This window comes from Streptomonospora nanhaiensis, assembly GCF_026642255.1.
Classification (GTDB): domain Bacteria; phylum Actinomycetota; class Actinomycetes; order Streptosporangiales; family Streptosporangiaceae; genus Nocardiopsis; species Nocardiopsis tropica.
Genome location: NZ_CP113264.1, coordinates 6,863,097 through 6,880,513, shown reverse-complemented (window position 1 = coordinate 6,880,513; position 17,417 = coordinate 6,863,097). Strand labels below are relative to the sequence as shown.

Genomic DNA, 17,417 nt, shown 5'->3' with positions numbered 1-17,417 from the left:
CTGCGGGAACCGCGGGTCGGCAGTGGGGCTGAGTATGCCCTGGTGTGTCTCGCGGCCAGGACAGCCCCATAGAGGAGACCGTGCCAGCAGTACGCGCAGACCACTTGTACAAGGTGTTCGGGAAACAGTCCGGAGCCGCCGTCGAGCGGCTCCAGGACGGCAGCCACCGTGACACCATCGCCGACCTCGACGTGACGGCAGCCGTCATCGACGTGTCCTTCGAGGTCGAACCGGGCGAGATCTTCGTCGTCATGGGCCTGTCCGGATCAGGGAAGTCGACCCTGATCCGGATGCTCAACGGCCTCCTGGAACCCACCGCGGGGACGGTCGAGGTCGGCGGCGTGGACATCACCGCCCTGAGCAGGAAGGAACTCCTGAACCTCCGGGGCGAGAAGATCAGCATGGTCTTCCAGCACTTCGCGCTCCTGCCCCACCGCACGGTTCTCGAGAACGCCGCCTACGGCCTGGAGCTCCGCGGGGTCCCGCGTGCCGAGCGCGGCCGCAAGGCGCGGGAGACCCTCGAACTGGTGGGTCTGGGCGGCTGGGAGGACAAGCTCCCCGAACAGCTCTCCGGAGGCATGCAGCAGCGCGTGGGCCTGGCCAGGGCACTGGCCGCGGACACCGACATCATCCTCATGGACGAGGCGTTCAGCGCCCTCGACCCGCTCATCCGGCGGGACATGCAGACCCAGCTCCTGGAGCTCCAGGAGAGCCTGGGCAAGACCATCGTCTTCATCACGCACGACCTCAACGAGGCGATGCGCCTCGGCGACAGGATCTGCGTGCTCCGCGACGGCCGCGTCGCCCAGATCGGTACCGCGCAGGAGATCCTCAGCGAGCCCGCCAACGACTACGTCGAGCGGTTCATCGAGGACGTCGACCGGACCCGCGTGCTCACCGCGTCCTCCGTCCTGGACGCCGACGCCTCCGAGGCCGACGCGTCCGCGCCGCAGGTCGCCGCGAGCACGCCGGTGGCCGACCTGTACGCCGACATGACCACCGCCGACCGCCTCCGCGTGGTGGCCGAGGACGGCAGCGTCCTCGGCACGGTGACGCGCAACTCCGTGCTCGCCGCCCTCGCGGCGGGGAAGGAGACCCCGTGACACCCGTGGAGTTCCCACCGAGCCTGCCGATCGGCGAGGGCTTCGAGGCGTTCAACAGCTGGCTCAAGTCCAACTTCGGCCTCTTCTTCGACGCGCTCGGCGCGTTCATCCGCTGGGCGGTCGACGCCCTGTCCGGGTTCTTCGTCGAACCGGGTGCGGGCCAGCTCGCGTTCATCGCCGCGGTCATCGTCGCGGCCCCGCTGCTGAGGACCCGGCGTCTGCCGCTGACCGTGATCGTCGGCGCCGTCTCGCTGCTCTACGTCCTCCAGGGACAGTTCGGCTTCGGCGACACCGTCGTGAACCTCCTCGGACGCCCGTTCTTCGGGTGGGCGATGACGCTCTTCGACCAGCAGTACGTGGACGCCTACCTGTGCATCTCGCTGCTGTTCCTGATCGCCGTCACCGTGCTGGGCCTGACGGGCCGGTCGACGAGGGTCCGGACCGCCGTCGTCGCGGGCGGCTGGCTCGTCCTCCTCGTGCTGGGCTGGCTCGTGCTGCCGGCGCTGGTCACGAACCCGGCGTCGCTGCTGATGATCCTGCTGCTCGCCCTGCTCGCGCTCTCGGTGGCCGGATGGCGGATGGGCCTGTTCGCCCTCGTTGCCCTCACCCTGATCGCGTCCGTCGGCCAGTGGACGAACGCCATGGACACCCTGGGCCTCGTCCTCGTGGCCAGCGCCATCGCCGTCGTCGTCGCGATCCCCATCGGCGTCCTCGCGGCCTACAACGACACGGTCAGCAAGATCGCCAAGCCGGTCCTCGACCTGATGCAGACGCTGCCCGCGTTCGTCTACCTGATCCCCGCGATCTTCTTCTTCTCGATCGGCGCCGTCCCGGGCGTGGTCGCGACCATCGTGTTCGCGATGCCCCCCGGCGTCCGCCTGACCGAGCTGGGCATCCGCCAGGTCGACCGAGAGCTGGTGGAGGCGGGCGAGGCGTTCGGTGCGCCGAGCCGCAAGATCCTCACCGGCATCCAGCTGCCGCTGGCCCTCCCGAACATCATGGCGGGCGTCAACCAGGTCATCATGCTCGGCCTGTCGATGGTCGTCATCGCGGGCATGGTCGGCGCGGGAGGCCTGGGGAGCCAGGTGTACCAGGGCATTACGCGCAACGACGGCGCGCTCGGCTTCGAGGCCGGCATCGCCGTGGTCATCCTGGCCATCTTCCTCGACCGCCTCACCGCGGCCGTCACCCGCAAGGGGCCCCGGGCCCGCGCCTCCGCCCAGGCGTCCTGAGCCGACCCGGCCCCGCACACGGAATTACCTAGGGAAGGAATCCCACGATGTACACCCCCAAGCGCATGACCGCGCTGTCCGCCGCCGGCATGAGCGCCGCACTCCTCCTGACCGCCTGCGGTGGCGGCGGGGAGGACCTGACCGGCCCCGCGGAGGGCGAGGGCGGGGACAACAAGGAGATCAACATCGCGCTGATCGCCTGGGAGGAGGGCATCGCCACCACCGCCATGTGGGAGGTGATCCTGGAGGAGCTGGACTACGACGTCACCGTCACCGACGTCGACGTCGCCCCCATGTACCAGGGCGCCGCCAACGGCGACGTGGACCTGTTCCTCGACACCTGGCTGCCGATCACCCACTCGGACTACTGGGAGGACTACGGCGACCAGCTGGAGGACCTGGGCGTCTGGTACGACAACGCCGTCCTGACGATCACCGTCCCCACCTACATGGAGGACGTGAACAGCATCGCCGACCTGACCGACCACGCCGAGGAGCTGGGCGGCCAGATCATCGGCATCGACCCGGGCGCCGGCCTGACCCGGGTCACCAAGGAGGAGGCGATGCCGGGCTACGGCCTGGACGAGGACTTCGAGCTCGTCGAGTCCTCCACCGCGGCCATGCTCGCCGAGCTGGACTCGGCCATCGCCGAGGAGGAGCCCATCGTCGTCACCCTGTGGCGTCCGCACCCCGCCTACGCGCAGCACGACCTGAAGGACCTCGAGGACCCCGAGGGCCTCATGGGCGACGCCGAGCAGATCCACGCGGTCGGCCGTGACGGCTTCTCCGAGGAGTACCCGGAGCTCAGCGAGTGGATCGGGAACTGGGAGATGACCGACGACGAGCTGGCCTCCCTCGAGGTGCTGACCGTCGGCGAGGACGTCGACGACCCGCAGGCGGGCGCCCGCACCTGGCTGTCGGAGAACCCGGAGTTCCTGGAGCGCACCCTGGGCGAGGCCGCCGAGGGCCTGGAGTTCTAGCACGCCGGGCCGGCGGCGCGCGAGGCCGCGCGCCGCGCCCGCGGCGGGAAGCGTGAACGGGCCGTCCCCGAGGGGGCGGCCCGTTCGTGTCGTCGGGGGGTCAGGGGGCGTAGTAGCCGCCCTGGGCGCCGCCGTAGCCCTGGTTGAGCTGGCGGGCCCTCTCCCTCCTGGGGAGCAGGTACGCCGCGAGCAGGCCGCCGAGGAAGCCGAAGAGGTGGGCCTGCCAGGAGACGCCGGGGTACTGGGGGAGGACGCCCCAGATCATCGTCCCGTAGAAGACGACCACGCAGATCATGATGACGATGTCGACCGTCTTGCGCTCGACGATGCCGCGCAGGACCGTGTAGCCGAAGTAGCCGAACACCAGGCCGCTGGCGCCGACGGTGAGGGAGAAGGGCGAGCTGAACAGCCAGACCCCGACCCCGCTGACGACGATGACGATCAGCGTGGTGAGCAGGAACCGGCCCAGGCCGCTGAACGCCACGAGGGAGCCGAGCACCAGGAACGGCAGCGAGTTGCCGATGAGGTGTTCGAGGTTGCCGTGCATGAAGGGCGCGGTCAGCACGGTCCAGGGCTGGTCGAAGTTCCAGGCGCGCAGGCCGAACCCGTGGTCGAGCGCTCCCCGGAGGACGAAGCTGTCGAGGATCTCGAGAACCCACATGGCCGCGAGCATCCCCGCTACGGTCAGGATGGCGGTGATTCTGGACTGCTTCACGTCATCGAGGGTAGATGACACCGGCTTGCAGCGGTATGTCTGTGGGGCGCGTGGTGGGTAATTGTCTGATGTGTCCAGAGTCGTCCCAGGGGGACCCGGACGGTCAGGACGTCAGGGAGCGCTTGCGCGGCGGAATGCCGGCCACCGCCATGAACGACTCGACCTTGGCGGGGCTGGTCATCCCGGTGAGCGGCAGGTACGTGCGCGCGGCGCGGCGGCTCTGGAGCGAGGGGAAGCGCTTGGGGCGCCCGGTGGAGTCGCACAGGCCCAGGGAGCGGATGCGACCCGGCAGGACGTAGTAGGAGCCGATGTCGTGGAAGGGGACGCGCACGATGTAGCGGCCCCGCTGGTAGCGGAACTCGCCGTCGGAGACCTCCAGGACGGGGGCCTTGATCATGTGGCCGTGCGCGGCCAGGCCGACGCCCCCGAGGGCGAGGAGCAGGCCGAGGGTGATGTGGGCCCAGTGCCCGGGGTCGATCGCGACCACCACGACGCCGAGTACCACCAGCGCGTAACCTGCCCACAGCTCCACGTGTTTACGGCCTACGGGGCAGACCATGCGGACTGTTTCGGACACGGCAGATGCCTCTCTCGCTGGGTGCTGCGGTGGGATGACGGCGGTCGCCGTTCCCGACCCTATCGGCTCCGCGGGCATGCGAACGGTGGTTTCGGACAGCTCTGCCGAGGGGTTAGGTCTCGGGTATGCGTGCTTTGGTGTAACCAGCTCCTTTTGACGCTTTTATCTGATTAACATCATGTCATCCCACGAATCACTCGAAGATGTCGGGGCGTCCACTGGGGTGGCGTTTGCGACGAAAGAAAAGTGAGTCTTTCGTCCTCGATGGGGATTTTGGTGTCTTGTGTCCGTTTTTCTCTCGGTAATCATGCGCGAGCAAGTTGTAGTTAAACGTCGTTTACTTTATCGTCAACATTGTTGACTGGTATCAATGTCCAGCAATTCATTTCTGGCTTGTCCGAATCTGATGTCTGGGGCGTGTCGTGTGCGGTCGCCTCTGACCTGCGTGAACTGGTCGTGTTACCGCTGTATTGAGGGTTTGTGTCGACGTCCAAGGTCGATGGGCGCGAACCGGTTGCGGATGGGTCACGAATCTGCCAGTAGGGCTATACAGACATTTCGCTCAATGGTCTTCTGATCGACTAATCGCCTAGGCTCGGCTGGCTGTGTGCGAACCACACAAACCCGCGCGGTCCGGCTCGTATTAGTGATCAAGGGTGTGACTGATGGAGAATCGTAGGAAATTGCTGGCCGCCGCCGCTGTCGGCGTCTCGGCTGCCCTGGTGCTGGGCGCCTGCTCGCCCCCCGAGGACAGTGGCGGTGGCGGTGATGGAAGCTCCGTCACCTGGATCGTCAACCAGGCCGGCGGCGGCTGGAACCACAACGCCCCCGAGGGCGGTTCGGTCTACGTCATCCAGATGCTCCACGGCGTCCTGCCCCCGACCGGGTTCTACAACCCCGAGGGCCAGTGGGAGTGGAACTCCGACCTCATCGTCAACACTCCCGAGCTGCTCAGCGAAGACCCCATGGTCTGGGAGTACGAGATCAACCCGGACGCCAACTGGAGCGACGGCGAGCCCATCGACGCCGACGACTTCATCTGGGCCTGGAAGATGAACAGCGGCAAGGAGGAGCTCTGCGCCGAGATCTGCAACTCCCGCGGATCCGACGTGGACGTGCTGATCGAGAGCGTCGAGGGCTCCGAGGACGGCAAGACCGTCACGGTGACCATCGAGGAGGGGACGCAGTTCCCCGAGTGGTACACCTTCGGCATGGACGGCCTGTACCCGTCGCACCTCGCCGAGGCCGAGGGCTTCGACCTCGACACGCCCGAGGGCATGCTGGAGTCCTCCCACTGGTTCAACGAGAACCCCGTGACCGTCTCCGGCGGCCCGTACATCTTCGAGGGCACCCCCGAGCTCGACGGGCGGATCGTCAAGACCGTCAACGAGGAGTACTACGGCCCGGCACCGGAGATCCAGGAGATCATCCAGCAGGTCAACACCGAGGAGGGCAGCTGGGTCCCGGCGCTGACCAACGGCGAGGTCCAGGGCGGCTCCCCGGCCTCCTGGTCCGACGACGTCATCACGCAGCTCGAGGACGCCCCCGACGTCGAGTTCGGCATCGAGTCCGGCGGCAGCTGGGAGCACCTCGACGTCAACCTGGACAACGAGGCGCTGTCCGACCGGGCGCTGCGCCAGGGCATCTTCACCGCCATCGACGTCCAGAACATCGCGACCCGCACCTACGGCGAGAAGTTCCCCGAGGTCGAGCCCCGCACGAACCACATCTTCTCCTCCTCGAGCGAGTACCACGAGGACGTCATCACCCCCACCGGGCAGGGCACCGGTGACACCGAGGCCGCCCTGGAGCTCCTGGAGGAGGCCGGCTACGAGCTCAACGGCGACACCCTCGAACTCGACGGCGAGGCGGTCCCGGCCCTGCGCCTGCGCTACACCGCCGGCCACGTCGCCCGCGAGATCATCGCCGAGCTGATCCAGGCCGACCTGGCCGAGATCGGTGTCACCGCGGAGATCGAGACCACCGACGACCTGGGCGGCACCCTCGCCGAGCAGGACTTCGACCTGATGATCTACGGCTGGAGCACCACCCCGGCCTTCGCCAGCACGCCCTACAACTACTGGCACAGCACGAGCCTGAGCAACCACGGCAAGCTGGACGTCCCCGAGGTCGACGAGCTCACGGAGCAGGCGCAGAACGTCGCCACCTCCGAGGAGGCCGCCGTGTTCGCCAACGAGGCCGCCGCGCTCGTGGCCGAGGAGGCCTACGTCCTGCCGTTCGTGGACACCCCGTCGTTCTACTTCTACGACACCAACTACCTCGGCAACGTCACGGACAACAACACCCAGTCGCGCCGAGCCCAGTGGAACCAGCACGAGTGGACCGCGGTCAACTAGCGCACCTCCCGGCCCGCATCGCTCCGTGCCGAACAGCGGGGAGACGCGCCCGGACCGGTGACCGCCGACGGGACGAGAGTCCCGGCGGCGGCCCGGCCCGGGCGGGCCCCGCCCGCCGTCCCCCGCGGCGGGCAGGGCCGCCTCCCCGTTCCGGGAGCGCTCACCGAAGGACCTTCCCATGCTCGTATACACCGCGCGTCGCCTCGCCGTGGCGATCCCAGTGCTCCTGGCGGCGTCGGTTCTCGTGTTCCTCATGGTCGACCTCAGCGGCGACCCGCTGGCGGACATGCGCCTCGCGCAGCCGCCGCCCAGCGAGGAGGCCATCGCCGCCGCGGAGGCCCGCTACTACCTGGACCGGTCGACCCCGGAACGGTACTGGCTCTGGATGACGGGGATCGGCGGCAACGGAGACATCGGCCTGCTCCAGGGCGAGTTCGGACCCTCGGTCCGGGGCGGCGCCTTCGACATCGGCGAACAGCTCGCCTCCGGCATCTCCGTCACCCTCCGCCTCGTCTCCGCCGCCCTCGTCTTCGCCCTCGGACTGGCGGTCATCTCCGGCGTCGTCAGCGCCATGCGCCAGTACTCCAAGCTGGACTACACCCTCACCTTCATCGGGTTCCTCGCCCTCGCCATGCCGACGTTCTGGCTGGGCGCGCTGATCCGGGAGGGCGGGCTGGTCTTCAACCAGTCCACGGGCACCTCGTTCTTCTTCACCATCGGGGCGAACTCGGCCCGGGTGGGCAACATGACCAACTGGGAGTACTTCCTCGACTCCGCCGGTCACCTCGTGCTCCCCACCATCACCCTGATGCTGACCAGCTACGCGGCGTGGAGCCGCTACCAGCGCACGTCGATGCTGGAGGTGCTCAACAGCGACTACGTGCGCCTCGCCAGGTCCAAGGGCGTGCGCAACAGCGTGGTCGTCAGGCGGCACGCGCTGCGCACCGCGCTGATCCCCCTGGTCACCGTCGCCACCATCGGCTTCGTCGGCATCATCGAGGGCGTGGTGATCACCGAGACCATCTTCCAGTGGCGCGGTCTCGGGTACTTCTTCATCGAGGCGGTCAGGGCACAGGACGCGTTCGCGCTCATGTCCTGGCTGATGCTCAGCGGCACCCTCGTCGTCGTCGCCAACCTCATCGCCGACATCCTGTACGGCGTTCTCGACCCGAGGATCCGCTATGAGTGACATCGACAGCCGTACGGCGAGCGGGAAGGGCCCCGCCGGGCTCCCCGCCGGAGGCGACGTCAACCGGGGGGAGGAGCTGAGCCAGGTCCGGATGGTCTGGCGCCGGTTCCGCCGGCACCGGGCGGCGATGGTCAGCCTGGTCTTCCTGGGCCTCATCACGGCGTTCGCCTTCGTCGGACCCTTCGTGTGGCCGTGGGACCACACCGTCAGCCGGGACATCCTCGGCAACCAGCCGCCGAGCCTGCAGCACCCCTTCGGCACCACCAACCAGGGCAACGACGTGTTCGCGCAGACGATGCGCGGCACCCAGCAGTCCCTCAAGGTCGCCCTCACCGTCGCGGTCCTGTCGACCGTGATCGGCTCGGTCTGGGGCGCGGTCGCGGGCTACTACCGCGGCAGGGTCGACGCGATCATGATGCGCGTCGTCGACGTGTTCCTCATCGTGCCGCTCATCGTCGCCGTGGCGGCGATCAACGGCAACGTCCGGGGCGGGACCACCTGGTACGCGGTGGCGCTCATCATGTGCCTGTTCTCCTGGGCCACCATCGCCCGCGTGGTCCGCGGCGTGGTGCTCTCCCTGCGCGAACAGGAGTTCATCGAGGCGGCCAGGGCGGTGGGGGCCAGGGCCTCGCGGATCATCTTCCGCCACCTGCTGCCCAACGCGGCCGGGCCGATCATCGTGGCCGCGACCCTGCTGGTGGCGGTGGCGGTCCTCACCGAGGCCGCGCTCTCCTTCATCGGGTTCGGCATCCAGCCGCCGGACATCTCCCTCGGGAAGATGGTGGAGGGATCCAGGACCGCGGCCTTCACCCGGCCCTGGCTGTTCTACCCGCCCGGCATCCTGATCGTCATGATCTGCCTGACGATCAACTTCATCGGTGACGGACTCCGGGACGCACTCGACCCACGACAGACGATGGTGCGGCGATGACCACGACCGAACACATGAGCGACGGCCCCGTCCCGACCGCGGGGCACGATGTCGTCCTGGACGTCCGGGACCTCAGCGTCACCTTCTCGTCCGAGGACGGCCCCCTGGACGCCGTGCGCGGCGTCACCTATCAGGTCCGCCGCGGCGAGGCGCTGGGCATCGTCGGGGAGTCCGGCTCGGGCAAGTCGGTGACCTCGATGGCGATCATGGGCCTGCTGCCCAGGACCGCCAGGGTGACGGGATCGGCCAGGGTCCTCGACCAGGAGGTCATCGGGCTCGGCGACGCCGCGATCAGCAGGATCCGCGGCGAGAAGATCGCGATGATCTTCCAGGACCCCCTCACCTCGCTGAACCCGGTGTACACGATCGGCTACCAGATCGCCGAGGCCGTGCTCACCCACCGGGACGTGACCAAGAAGCAGGCGCGGGAGCGCGCCGTCGAACTCCTCGACAAGGTCGGCATCCCCAACCCCGAGCGCCGGGTCGACCAGTACCCGCACGAGCTGTCCGGCGGTATGCGCCAGCGGGTGGTCATCGCCATCGCGATGGCCAACGACCCCGACGTCATCATCGCCGACGAGCCCACGACCGCGCTGGACGTGACGGTCCAGGCCCAGGTGCTGGAGGCGCTGGAGGCGGCCCGCCGGGAGACCGGCGCCGCCCTCGTGCTCATCACCCACGACCTCGGCGTGGTCGCGGGACACGTGGACCGGGTGGCCGTCATGTACGCGGGTCGCCTGGTGGAGACGGGCACGGTCGAGGACGTCTTCTACCGTCCGCGCATGCCCTACGCCCTGGGCCTGCTGGGGTCGGTGCCCCGGCTGGACGGGGGGCGGCACGAACGGCTCACCCCCATCCTGGGGACGCCCCCCTCCCTGCTCAACCTCCCGCGCGGGTGCGCGTTCGCGCCGCGCTGCCCGATGGCGCAGGACATCTGCCAGGAGGAGGTGCCCGAGCTCGCGGAGCCGGCGGACATCGGGGCCCCCGGCGCGGGGGAGGAGGACGACCCCCTGCGCCGGCACCGGTCGGCCTGCCACTTCAGCGAGCAGTTGGCCGGGGTCCGCCCGGAAGACCTCTTCCGGCCCACCTCCGTGGACGCGGAAGCGCCCGCCGAGGTCCTCGCGGCCGAGCTGGGGGGGACCCGGCCGGCGGGGGGCGCCGCCGGGGAGGCCCCGGAGGCGGAGCCCGGGACGGGGGCCGGCACGCCCGGCGGGGGGTCCGAGGTCCTTCTGACCGCCACCGACCTCGTCAAGAACTTCCCGATCCGCTCCAAGGGGATCCTCCGGCGCAAGGTCGGGGAGGTCCAGGCGGTCTCCGGGATCTCCCTGGAGCTGCGCGAGCACGAGACCCTCGCGCTCGTCGGCGAGTCGGGCTGCGGCAAGTCCACGACGGCGCGCCTCCTGCTCCAGCTGATCCGCCGGACGTCGGGCGACGTCCGGTACATGGGGCGGCCGCTGCACGACCTGTCGGACGCCCAGATGCGGCCGCTGCGCCGTGACCTCCAGCTGGTCTTCCAGGACCCGTTCGCCTCCCTCGACCCGCGCATGACGGTCTCGGACACGGTCGCGGAGCCGCTGCAGATCCACGGCCGGGCCAAGGGCGCGAGGACCCGGGTCAAGGAACTCCTGGAACTGGTGGGCCTCAACCCCGAGCACGGCTCGCGCTACCCGCACGAGTTCTCGGGGGGCCAGCGCCAGCGCATCGGCATCGCCCGCGCCCTGGCGCTCAACCCCAAGGTGCTCATCCTGGACGAGCCGGTGTCGGCCCTGGACGTGTCGATCCAGGCGGGCGTGATCAACCTGTTGGAGGACCTCCAGGACGAGCTGGGGCTGTCGTACCTGTTCGTCTCGCACGACCTGTCGGTGGTCCGGCACATCGCCGACCGGGTCGCCGTGATGTACCTCGGCAAGATCGTGGAGACGGGCACGACCGACCAGCTGTTCAGCGCCCCGGCGCACCCGTACACGCAGGCGCTGATCTCGGCCATCCCGCTGCCGGACCCGGTCAAGGAGAGGACCCGGGAGCGGATCGTCGTCACCGGCGACGTGCCCAGTCCGGCCGACCCCCCGTCCGGCTGCCGGTTCCGCACCAGGTGCCCGAAGTTCGCGGGCGAGCTGTCGGAGGCCGAGCGGGTCAGGTGCGTGGAGGAGCCCCCGGACCTGCTGGACCGGGGGACGGGGCACCGGGACGCCTGCCACTACTCCCAGGTGGTCGAGCTGATCTGATCCGTCCGGGGCGTCGGGCCGGCGGCGGGGCGGGAGCCCCGGCGCCGGCCCGACGGGGTTCCCCCGGGGCGGGGGCCCGCCGGAGCCCCGCCCCGCCTCCGGGCATGCGGCGGATCCCGGACGAAACCGCTCCGCCGCGCGGGGGCTCGCGGTGAAACCCTGGATCGGCGGCCGTTTCTGGGCTAGGGTGCGTTGCTTCCGCCCCCTTCGAGGAGACCCATGAAGCAATCCTCCCCCGAACCCCTGCGCCCCCGCCGCACCGGAGGGCGCGGCGCCCGGAGGGCCGCCGCCCTCGTCACGATCCCCCTGCTGCCGATGACGCTCCTGGGAGCGTCCCCCGCGCTCGCCGACGCCTCCGGAGCCCGCCTGACCGAACTGCGCGAGGACATCGACGCCATCCTGGAGGACCCCGCCCTGGAGGGCGCCGTGTCGGGGGTGGTCGTCGTGGACACCGCGACCGGCGAGGAGCTGTACTCGCGCGACGGCGGCGAGCAGCTGCTGCCCGCCTCCAACATGAAGCTGTTCACCGCGGCCGCCGCCCTGGAGGTCCTGGGCGCCGACCACTCCTTCGGGACCGAGGTCGCGGCCGAGTCCGCTCCCGGGCGCCGGGGAGAGGTGCAGGACCTCTACCTGGTGGGCCGGGGCGACCCGACGCTCTCCGCCGAGGACCTGGACGCCATGGCCGCCGAGGTCGCGGCCTCCGGGGTCCGCACGGTCAAGGGCGACCTGTACGCCGACGACACGTGGTTCGACTCCGAGCGGCTCGTGGACGACTGGTGGCCCGAGGACGAGCCCTACGCCTACTCGGCGCAGATCTCGGCCCTGACGGTCGCCCACGGGGAGCGCTTCGACACCGGCGTGACGGAGGTCTCGGTGGCCCCCGCGGCGGAGGGCGAGCCCGCCGACGTGGACCTCGGCGCCGCGGAGGGCTACGCCGAGCTCGACAACCGGGCCGTCACCGGCGCCGCCGGCAGCGCCAACACCCTCGTCATCGACCGCCCGGTGGGCACCAACACCATCGCGGTCACCGGCTCGCTCCCCGCGGACGCCGCCCCCGTGACCGCGCTGCGGACGGTCGACGAGCCCGCCGCGCTCGCCGGTCACCTCTTCGAGGAGGCGCTGGAGAGCAACGGCGTCACGGTGAAGGGCGACGTCGGCCTGGGCGGTGTCCCCGACGACTGGCAGAACGCCGAGGTGCTCGCCGACCACACGTCGGCCGAGCTCTCCGAGATCCTCGTGCCCCTCATGAAGTTCAGCAACAACGGGCACGCCGAGATGCTGGTCAAGAGCATCGGCCAGGAGACCGCCGGCGCGGGCACCTGGGACGCCGGCCTCGCGGGCGTGGAGGACGCGCTGTCCGGCCTGGGCGTGGACACCGCCGGCCTGGTCCCCAACGACGGCTCCGGCCTGTCCCGCGGCAACCTGGTCACCGCCGACACCGTCGTCGACCTGCTCGGGCAGGCGGGCACCGCCCCCTGGGAGGAGACCTGGTCCGCCTCGCTGCCGGTCGCGGGCGAGAGCGACCCGTTCGTCGGCGGCACCCTCGCCAACCGGATGCGCGGTACCGCCGCCGAGGGCGTGGTCGAGGCCAAGACCGGAACGATGAGCGGGGTCAGCGCCCTCTCCGGGTACGTGCCCGGGCCGGAGGGCGAGCTGGCGTTCAGCATCGTGAACAACGGCCACTCCGGTCCCGCGCCCCTCGCGGTGCAGGACGCGATCGCGGTGCGCCTGGCCGAGTACGCGGGCCACCAGGCGCCGGAGGGCACCAGGACGATGCGCGGCCCGGTCCAGGGCAGCGGCGAGCTGGAGTGCTCCTGGGTGCAGGCATGCTGACCGGAGGGAGCACCTGCCGTCCGGCGGTGGCCCGAGGGGGCCCTCCGGCGGAGTGATCCGGTACGGCGCCGGCCCGGCGGCGTGCCGGCCGGCGGAAGCGGGACCGGCGGGCCGCACGCGGCCCGCCGGGGCCGAGGGCCACGGGTTCGCCCCCGTGGCCCTCGGCCGTTCCCGGACTCCGGTCCGCTCCCGTGCGCCTACCAGGCCCGGCGCCCGACGAAGGCGAGGAACCGCGTCTGGGCGTCCGCGCCCTCCGGCGGGGTGAGCTCGGGGCCGCAGACGCCGTTGCCCCGCATGCTGTCGCCGAACGCGGCGGTGTTCCCGTGTGCCCACCGCACGTCCTCCGGGTCCAGCCGGTCGTCCAGCCCCGCCGCGCGGGCCAGGTCCCAGCGGTGCACGACCAGGTCGAAGGAGAGGAACTGGTCGACGGAGCGCGCGAACGTCGTCGGTCCGAAGTACCCGTCGTACCCGGCGTCCGCGAGCTCCGGGTCGTCCAGGTCGGCCCGGACCACCGCGCGGGCCGCGTCCCAGGCCGCGGCCGGGTCCGCGTCCACCGACGGGATGTCCCCCAGGTCCCGGCCGACCAGGCGGAGGAACATGCCCTGGGTGTCCACGACGTGGCGGACCACGTCCCGGGCGGTCCATCCCTCGCAGGGGGACGGGGCCGTCCACCGGTCGTCGGGCACCGCGGCCACCGTCGAGGCGAAGGCGTCGGAGAGGCGGGCGTAGCGCTCGGAGATGTCGCTCATGGGCAGGTGTCCCCCTGGATCGGTCGAGTTCCGGCCCCATCCTCGTCCCGCGGTCCCGCCGGGGTCTTGAAGAAACGCGACAGGGCCGGGCGGCCCGCACGGCCGGGCCCCTCCGGGGGAGCGGAGCGGCGCCGGACCACCGTCCGGATCGCGGGCGCTCCGGGAACCGTCCGAGCGGGGACCTACCCTGGTGCGTGTGAGACCAGAGCCCGTCGAGCGGGACGCGCGGGGCATCATCGACCCGGGGACGGGGCTGACCCGGTTCCGGCTCGACAGGTACGCGCCCTCCGCGCCGGTCGCCCGCTTCGTGGACCACTACTGGGTGGCCTCGTGGAACCTGTCCGGGCACGAGCCGTACACCCAGCGGGTCCTCGCCCACCCCGTGGTCAACGTGGTGTTCACCGCGGGTGGGGCCGCGGTGCACGGCCCCGCCACGAAGGTCACCGGGCGCCGCCTGGAGGGGGAGGGGTGGGCGCTCGGGGTCATGTTCCGTCCGGCCGGGTTCCGGCCCCTCCTCGGCCGCCCGATGAGCGGGATCGTCGACGCCTCCCTGCCCGTGTCGGAGGTGTTCGCCGGGGACGTGCTCCCCGGGGCCCCGCACCCCCTCATGGCCGAGGTGGACCGGATCCTGGCCGGGAGGCTGCCCGCGGGCCGGCACCCGGCGGAGGACACCCGCGACCTCGTCGAGCGGGTGGCCGCGGACCCGGCGGTGGTCGGCGTCTCCGCCCTGGCCGAGCGCGAGGGGGTCGGTGTGCGGCTGCTCCAGCGCAGGTTCGCCGACCACGTCGGACTCGGGCCCAAGGCGGTGATCCGCAGGTACCGGCTCTACGAGGCGGCGGAGCGGGCGAGGCGGGGGGCCGCCCCCGACTGGGGCGTGCTGGCCGCCGAACTGGGGTTCAGCGACCAGTCGCACCTGACCAGGGAGTTCACCTCGGTCATCGGGGTCCCGCCCGCCCGCTACGCGGCTCTCACGAGGAGCGGAGGGAGAGGAGCCGGGTGAGGACCCGGTGGACGGCGTCCGCGGTCAGCTCCGGGTCGGTGCAGGAGCGCATGAACAGGCCGTCCACGGTCGCGGAGGCGGTTGCGCGGTCGTCCGGATCGGGGAGGTACGGCGCGAGGAAGGAGTCCACCGCGCGGTTCCAGCGGTCGATCTGCGGGCGCAGGGCGGGACGCCGGGACGCGAGCAGGAACAGCTCGTACTCCGCGACGACCGAGGCCCGGTCGCCCCCCGCCCCCGCGCAGGAGATCAGCTCGGCGAACCCCCGCAGCGCCGCGTCCGCCTCGCGGGGGAGGGTCCCCAGGGCCTCCACGTAGGTGTCGTTGACCCTGGTGAGGGCGTCCACGAGCAGGTCGTCGACGGCCGCGTAGTAGTAGGTGACGGTGCTGGGCGGCACCCCCGCCTCCGCGGCGACGCGGCGCTGGCTGACGGCGCCCACGCCCTCGCGCTCCACGACCCGCATCGTGGCGTCGAGGAGCAGCCGACGGCGCTGCATCCCCTTGAGCCTGCGGCCGTCGGTGGTCCCCTCGTCCGCCGTACCGCCCACGGTGCTGCTCCCCGTCAATGCGCGCCGCCCATCTCCAGTGCCATCACTCCTCCGATGACCAGGGCGATGCCTCCCACCTGGACCCAGGTGAGGGACTCCCCGAGGAAGAGCGCTCCGATCACCGCCACCAGCGCGATGCCCGCCGCCGCCCACACACCGTAGGCCACCCCCAGGTCCATTCCCCGCGCGAGGGCCTGGCTGAGCATGGCGAAGGCGGCGACGTAGCCGACCACGACGACCACCGAGGGGATCAGTCGGCTGAACCCCTCGGAGAGCTTGAGCGAGGTGGTGGCGGTCACCTCGGCGGCGATGGCGCCGACCAACCAGAACCACGGCATGTCATCCTCCAGGAGAAAGTTGTTCGCTCGACCAGGTTTCGACTGAAGAGAAACCTGAGCGTTCGGCCAAGATGTTATCCCCGGGGGCATCCCGGTGTACAGGGCGGTTCGGAGATGGCCGTAATCTCATACATGGAGGGCTTCTGGTACGTACCCCCTGGGTGTATGGTCGGCCGTTCCGGTGTCTCGCCCCGCGCCGGTGGTAACCGCTCTATACCGATGTGCGGGTTTTCAGAACCTTTTCCCCGCTGGTGCGTCTTAGTGGCAGTAGGCACACGGCGTTCGAGGTACGACATGGAGGTCCAGACGTGACGGGCAAGACCCCTGCGGCGGTGACGCGTCGGTTCGGCATCGGACTGGCGGCGCTCGCGCTCGTCGCCACGGCCTGTACGTCCGGCGAGGCGGAGACGCAGGGCAACAGCCCCGACGCCGACGGCGCGGACGCGGCCGAACTGGTGATCACGCCGGAGGACGGCGCCCAGGAGGTCGCGCCCAACTCCCCCGTCACGGTGACCTCCGAGAACGGCGTCATCACCGACGTCGCGGTGGAGCAGGTCGTCATGAACGAGGCCGCCGCGGACGAGGGCGAGGAGGACCCCGACCTCTACGCCATGACCGGAACCCTCAACGAGGAGGGGACCGAGTGGGTCAGCGACTGGAACCTGCGCCCCGGCTCGGAGATCGTGGTCACGGCCACCGCCGAGAACGACGCCGGTGAGACGACCGAGCTGGTCCAGGAGTTCACCACCCTGGACGCGGTGGCCGGTCAGCGCCTGGAACTGGAGTCCAACTTCCCCAGCTCCGGTGACACCGTCGGGGTCGGCATGCCGATCGTCATCAACTTCGACCTGCCGGTGACCAACAAGGCCCAGGTCGAGAACTCCATGGAGGTCGTCTCCGAGCAGGAGGTCGCGGGCGCCTGGAACTGGGTCAACGACAAGACCGCGCAGTTCCGCCCCGAGGAGTACTGGGACCCCTACCAGCAGGTCAGCGTCGACCTCCGCCTCGCGGGCGTCGAGGCGTCCGAGGGCGTCTACGGGGTGCGCAACCACCGGATCGACTTCGAGGTCGGCCGCGAGCTGATCGCCACCATGCACGTGCCCGACCACGAGATGGTCATCACCGTGGACGGCGAGCAGGAGCGCGTCATCGAGGTGAGCAACGGCAAGGAGAGCCGGCACTTCGACACCACGAGCAGCGGCACCCACGTGCTGATGGAGCGCTACGAGAGCCTGACGATGGACTCCGCGACCGTGGGCATCCCGGCGGACTCCCCGGGCTCCTACAAGGTCGACGTGCAGTACGCGGTCCGCACCTCGCACAGCGGCGAGTTCGTGCACGAGGCGTCCTACAACGGCAACATCGGCTCGGCCAACACCTCTAACGGCTGCACCAACCTGCGCATGGACGACGCGCTCTGGTTCTTCGAGAACACCCTGATGGGCGACGTCCTCGACACCACGGGCACCGACCGTGAGAAGGAGTGGGACAACGGCTGGGGCGTCTGGCAGAAGTCCTGGGACGAGTGGCTGGAGAGCAGCGCCACCGGCGAGGCCCAGATCACCGACGGCTCCGGCACCCCGGGCTCCGTGCACGGCGAGCAGTAGCCGCCGCACGTCCGAGGGGGCGTCGGGAACCACCTGG

The 17,417-nt window shown here is 70.5% G+C and carries 15 protein-coding genes; 10 read left to right on the top strand and 5 right to left on the bottom strand.

Features of this window, described 5'->3' with window-relative positions:
• The first annotated feature begins 104 nt into the window (after positions 1 to 104).
• The 3 genes from OUQ99_RS29745 to OUQ99_RS29735 are packed head-to-tail and all read left to right on the top strand — an operon-like array spanning position 105 to position 3,315.
• Positions 105 to 1,103, top strand: coding sequence for a quaternary amine ABC transporter ATP-binding protein (locus tag OUQ99_RS29745; RefSeq protein WP_267950558.1), 999 nt, complete (start codon positions 105 to 107; stop codon positions 1,101 to 1,103).
• The gene (locus OUQ99_RS29740) at positions 1,100 to 2,335 is read left to right on the top strand and encodes an ABC transporter permease (RefSeq protein ID WP_267947067.1); all 1,236 of its coding nucleotides are present in this window, start codon (positions 1,100 to 1,102) and stop codon (positions 2,333 to 2,335) included. The genes OUQ99_RS29745 and OUQ99_RS29740 overlap by 4 nt, the downstream gene beginning before the upstream one ends.
• Before the next feature lie 47 nt (positions 2,336 to 2,382).
• Complete coding sequence (locus OUQ99_RS29735) at positions 2,383 to 3,315, top strand: glycine betaine ABC transporter substrate-binding protein (RefSeq protein ID WP_267947066.1); 933 nt, start codon at positions 2,383 to 2,385, stop codon at positions 3,313 to 3,315.
• 100 nt (positions 3,316 to 3,415) lie between these two features.
• Here the strand turns inward: OUQ99_RS29735 and OUQ99_RS29730 are convergent, their stop codons facing one another.
• Together OUQ99_RS29730 and OUQ99_RS29725 are read right to left on the bottom strand one after the other, a co-directional pair.
• Entirely contained in the window at positions 3,416 to 4,030 is a 615-nt protein-coding gene (locus OUQ99_RS29730; protein ID WP_267947065.1) for a rhomboid family intramembrane serine protease, read from the bottom strand.
• A 103-nt stretch (positions 4,031 to 4,133) separates the two neighbouring features.
• Positions 4,134 to 4,607, bottom strand: coding sequence for a hypothetical protein (locus tag OUQ99_RS29725; protein WP_267947064.1), 474 nt, complete (start codon positions 4,605 to 4,607; stop codon positions 4,134 to 4,136).
• Positions 4,608 to 5,272: 665 nt separating this feature from the next.
• Here OUQ99_RS29725 and OUQ99_RS29720 point away from each other — a divergent pair.
• The 5 genes from OUQ99_RS29720 to dacB all read left to right on the top strand — a co-directional run bounded on the left by OUQ99_RS29720 (position 5,273) and on the right by dacB (position 13,142).
• Positions 5,273 to 6,964, top strand: coding sequence for an ABC transporter family substrate-binding protein (locus tag OUQ99_RS29720; protein WP_267947063.1), 1,692 nt, complete (start codon positions 5,273 to 5,275; stop codon positions 6,962 to 6,964).
• 178 nt (positions 6,965 to 7,142) lie between these two features.
• Positions 7,143 to 8,153: an ABC transporter permease gene (locus tag OUQ99_RS29715; protein WP_267947062.1), complete on the top strand. Its 1,011-nt coding sequence runs from the start codon at positions 7,143 to 7,145 to the stop codon at positions 8,151 to 8,153.
• A 91-nt stretch (positions 8,154 to 8,244) separates the two neighbouring features.
• The gene (locus OUQ99_RS29710; RefSeq protein WP_267950557.1) at positions 8,245 to 9,084 is read left to right on the top strand and encodes an ABC transporter permease; all 840 of its coding nucleotides are present in this window, start codon (positions 8,245 to 8,247) and stop codon (positions 9,082 to 9,084) included.
• Positions 9,081 to 11,309: an ABC transporter ATP-binding protein gene (locus tag OUQ99_RS29705; protein WP_267947061.1), complete on the top strand. Its 2,229-nt coding sequence runs from the start codon at positions 9,081 to 9,083 to the stop codon at positions 11,307 to 11,309. Before OUQ99_RS29710 ends, OUQ99_RS29705 begins: the two co-directional genes overlap by 4 nt.
• Before the next feature lie 219 nt (positions 11,310 to 11,528).
• Positions 11,529 to 13,142 carry a D-alanyl-D-alanine carboxypeptidase/D-alanyl-D-alanine endopeptidase gene (gene dacB / locus OUQ99_RS29700; RefSeq protein ID WP_431061471.1) on the top strand — a complete coding sequence of 538 codons (1,614 nt, stop codon included), beginning with the start codon at positions 11,529 to 11,531 and terminating at the stop codon, positions 13,140 to 13,142.
• A gap of 197 nt (positions 13,143 to 13,339) precedes the next feature.
• Here dacB and OUQ99_RS29695 read toward each other — a convergent pair whose 3' ends face one another.
• Entirely contained in the window at positions 13,340 to 13,891 is a 552-nt protein-coding gene (locus OUQ99_RS29695) for a TIGR03086 family metal-binding protein (protein WP_267947060.1), read from the bottom strand.
• A gap of 196 nt (positions 13,892 to 14,087) precedes the next feature.
• Here OUQ99_RS29695 and OUQ99_RS29690 point away from each other — a divergent pair, with 196 nt between their 5' ends.
• The gene (locus tag OUQ99_RS29690; protein ID WP_267947059.1) at positions 14,088 to 14,891 is read left to right on the top strand and encodes a DUF6597 domain-containing transcriptional factor; all 804 of its coding nucleotides are present in this window, start codon (positions 14,088 to 14,090) and stop codon (positions 14,889 to 14,891) included.
• On the opposite strand, the gene OUQ99_RS29685 is transcribed toward OUQ99_RS29690, so the two are convergent.
• A complete protein-coding gene (locus OUQ99_RS29685; protein ID WP_267950555.1) occupies positions 14,860 to 15,384 on the bottom strand; it encodes a TetR/AcrR family transcriptional regulator in 525 nt (174 codons plus the stop codon). The two genes, OUQ99_RS29690 and OUQ99_RS29685, sit on opposite strands and share 32 nt — an antisense overlap.
• 65 nt (positions 15,385 to 15,449) lie before the next feature.
• Positions 15,450 to 15,773: a DMT family transporter gene (locus OUQ99_RS29680; RefSeq protein WP_267947058.1), complete on the bottom strand. Its 324-nt coding sequence runs from the start codon at positions 15,771 to 15,773 to the stop codon at positions 15,450 to 15,452.
• A gap of 308 nt (positions 15,774 to 16,081) precedes the next feature.
• Between OUQ99_RS29680 and OUQ99_RS29675 the strand changes: the two genes are divergently transcribed.
• Entirely contained in the window at positions 16,082 to 17,380 is a 1,299-nt protein-coding gene (locus OUQ99_RS29675) for a L,D-transpeptidase (RefSeq protein WP_267947057.1), read from the top strand.
• Positions 17,381 to 17,417 lie beyond the last annotated feature (37 nt).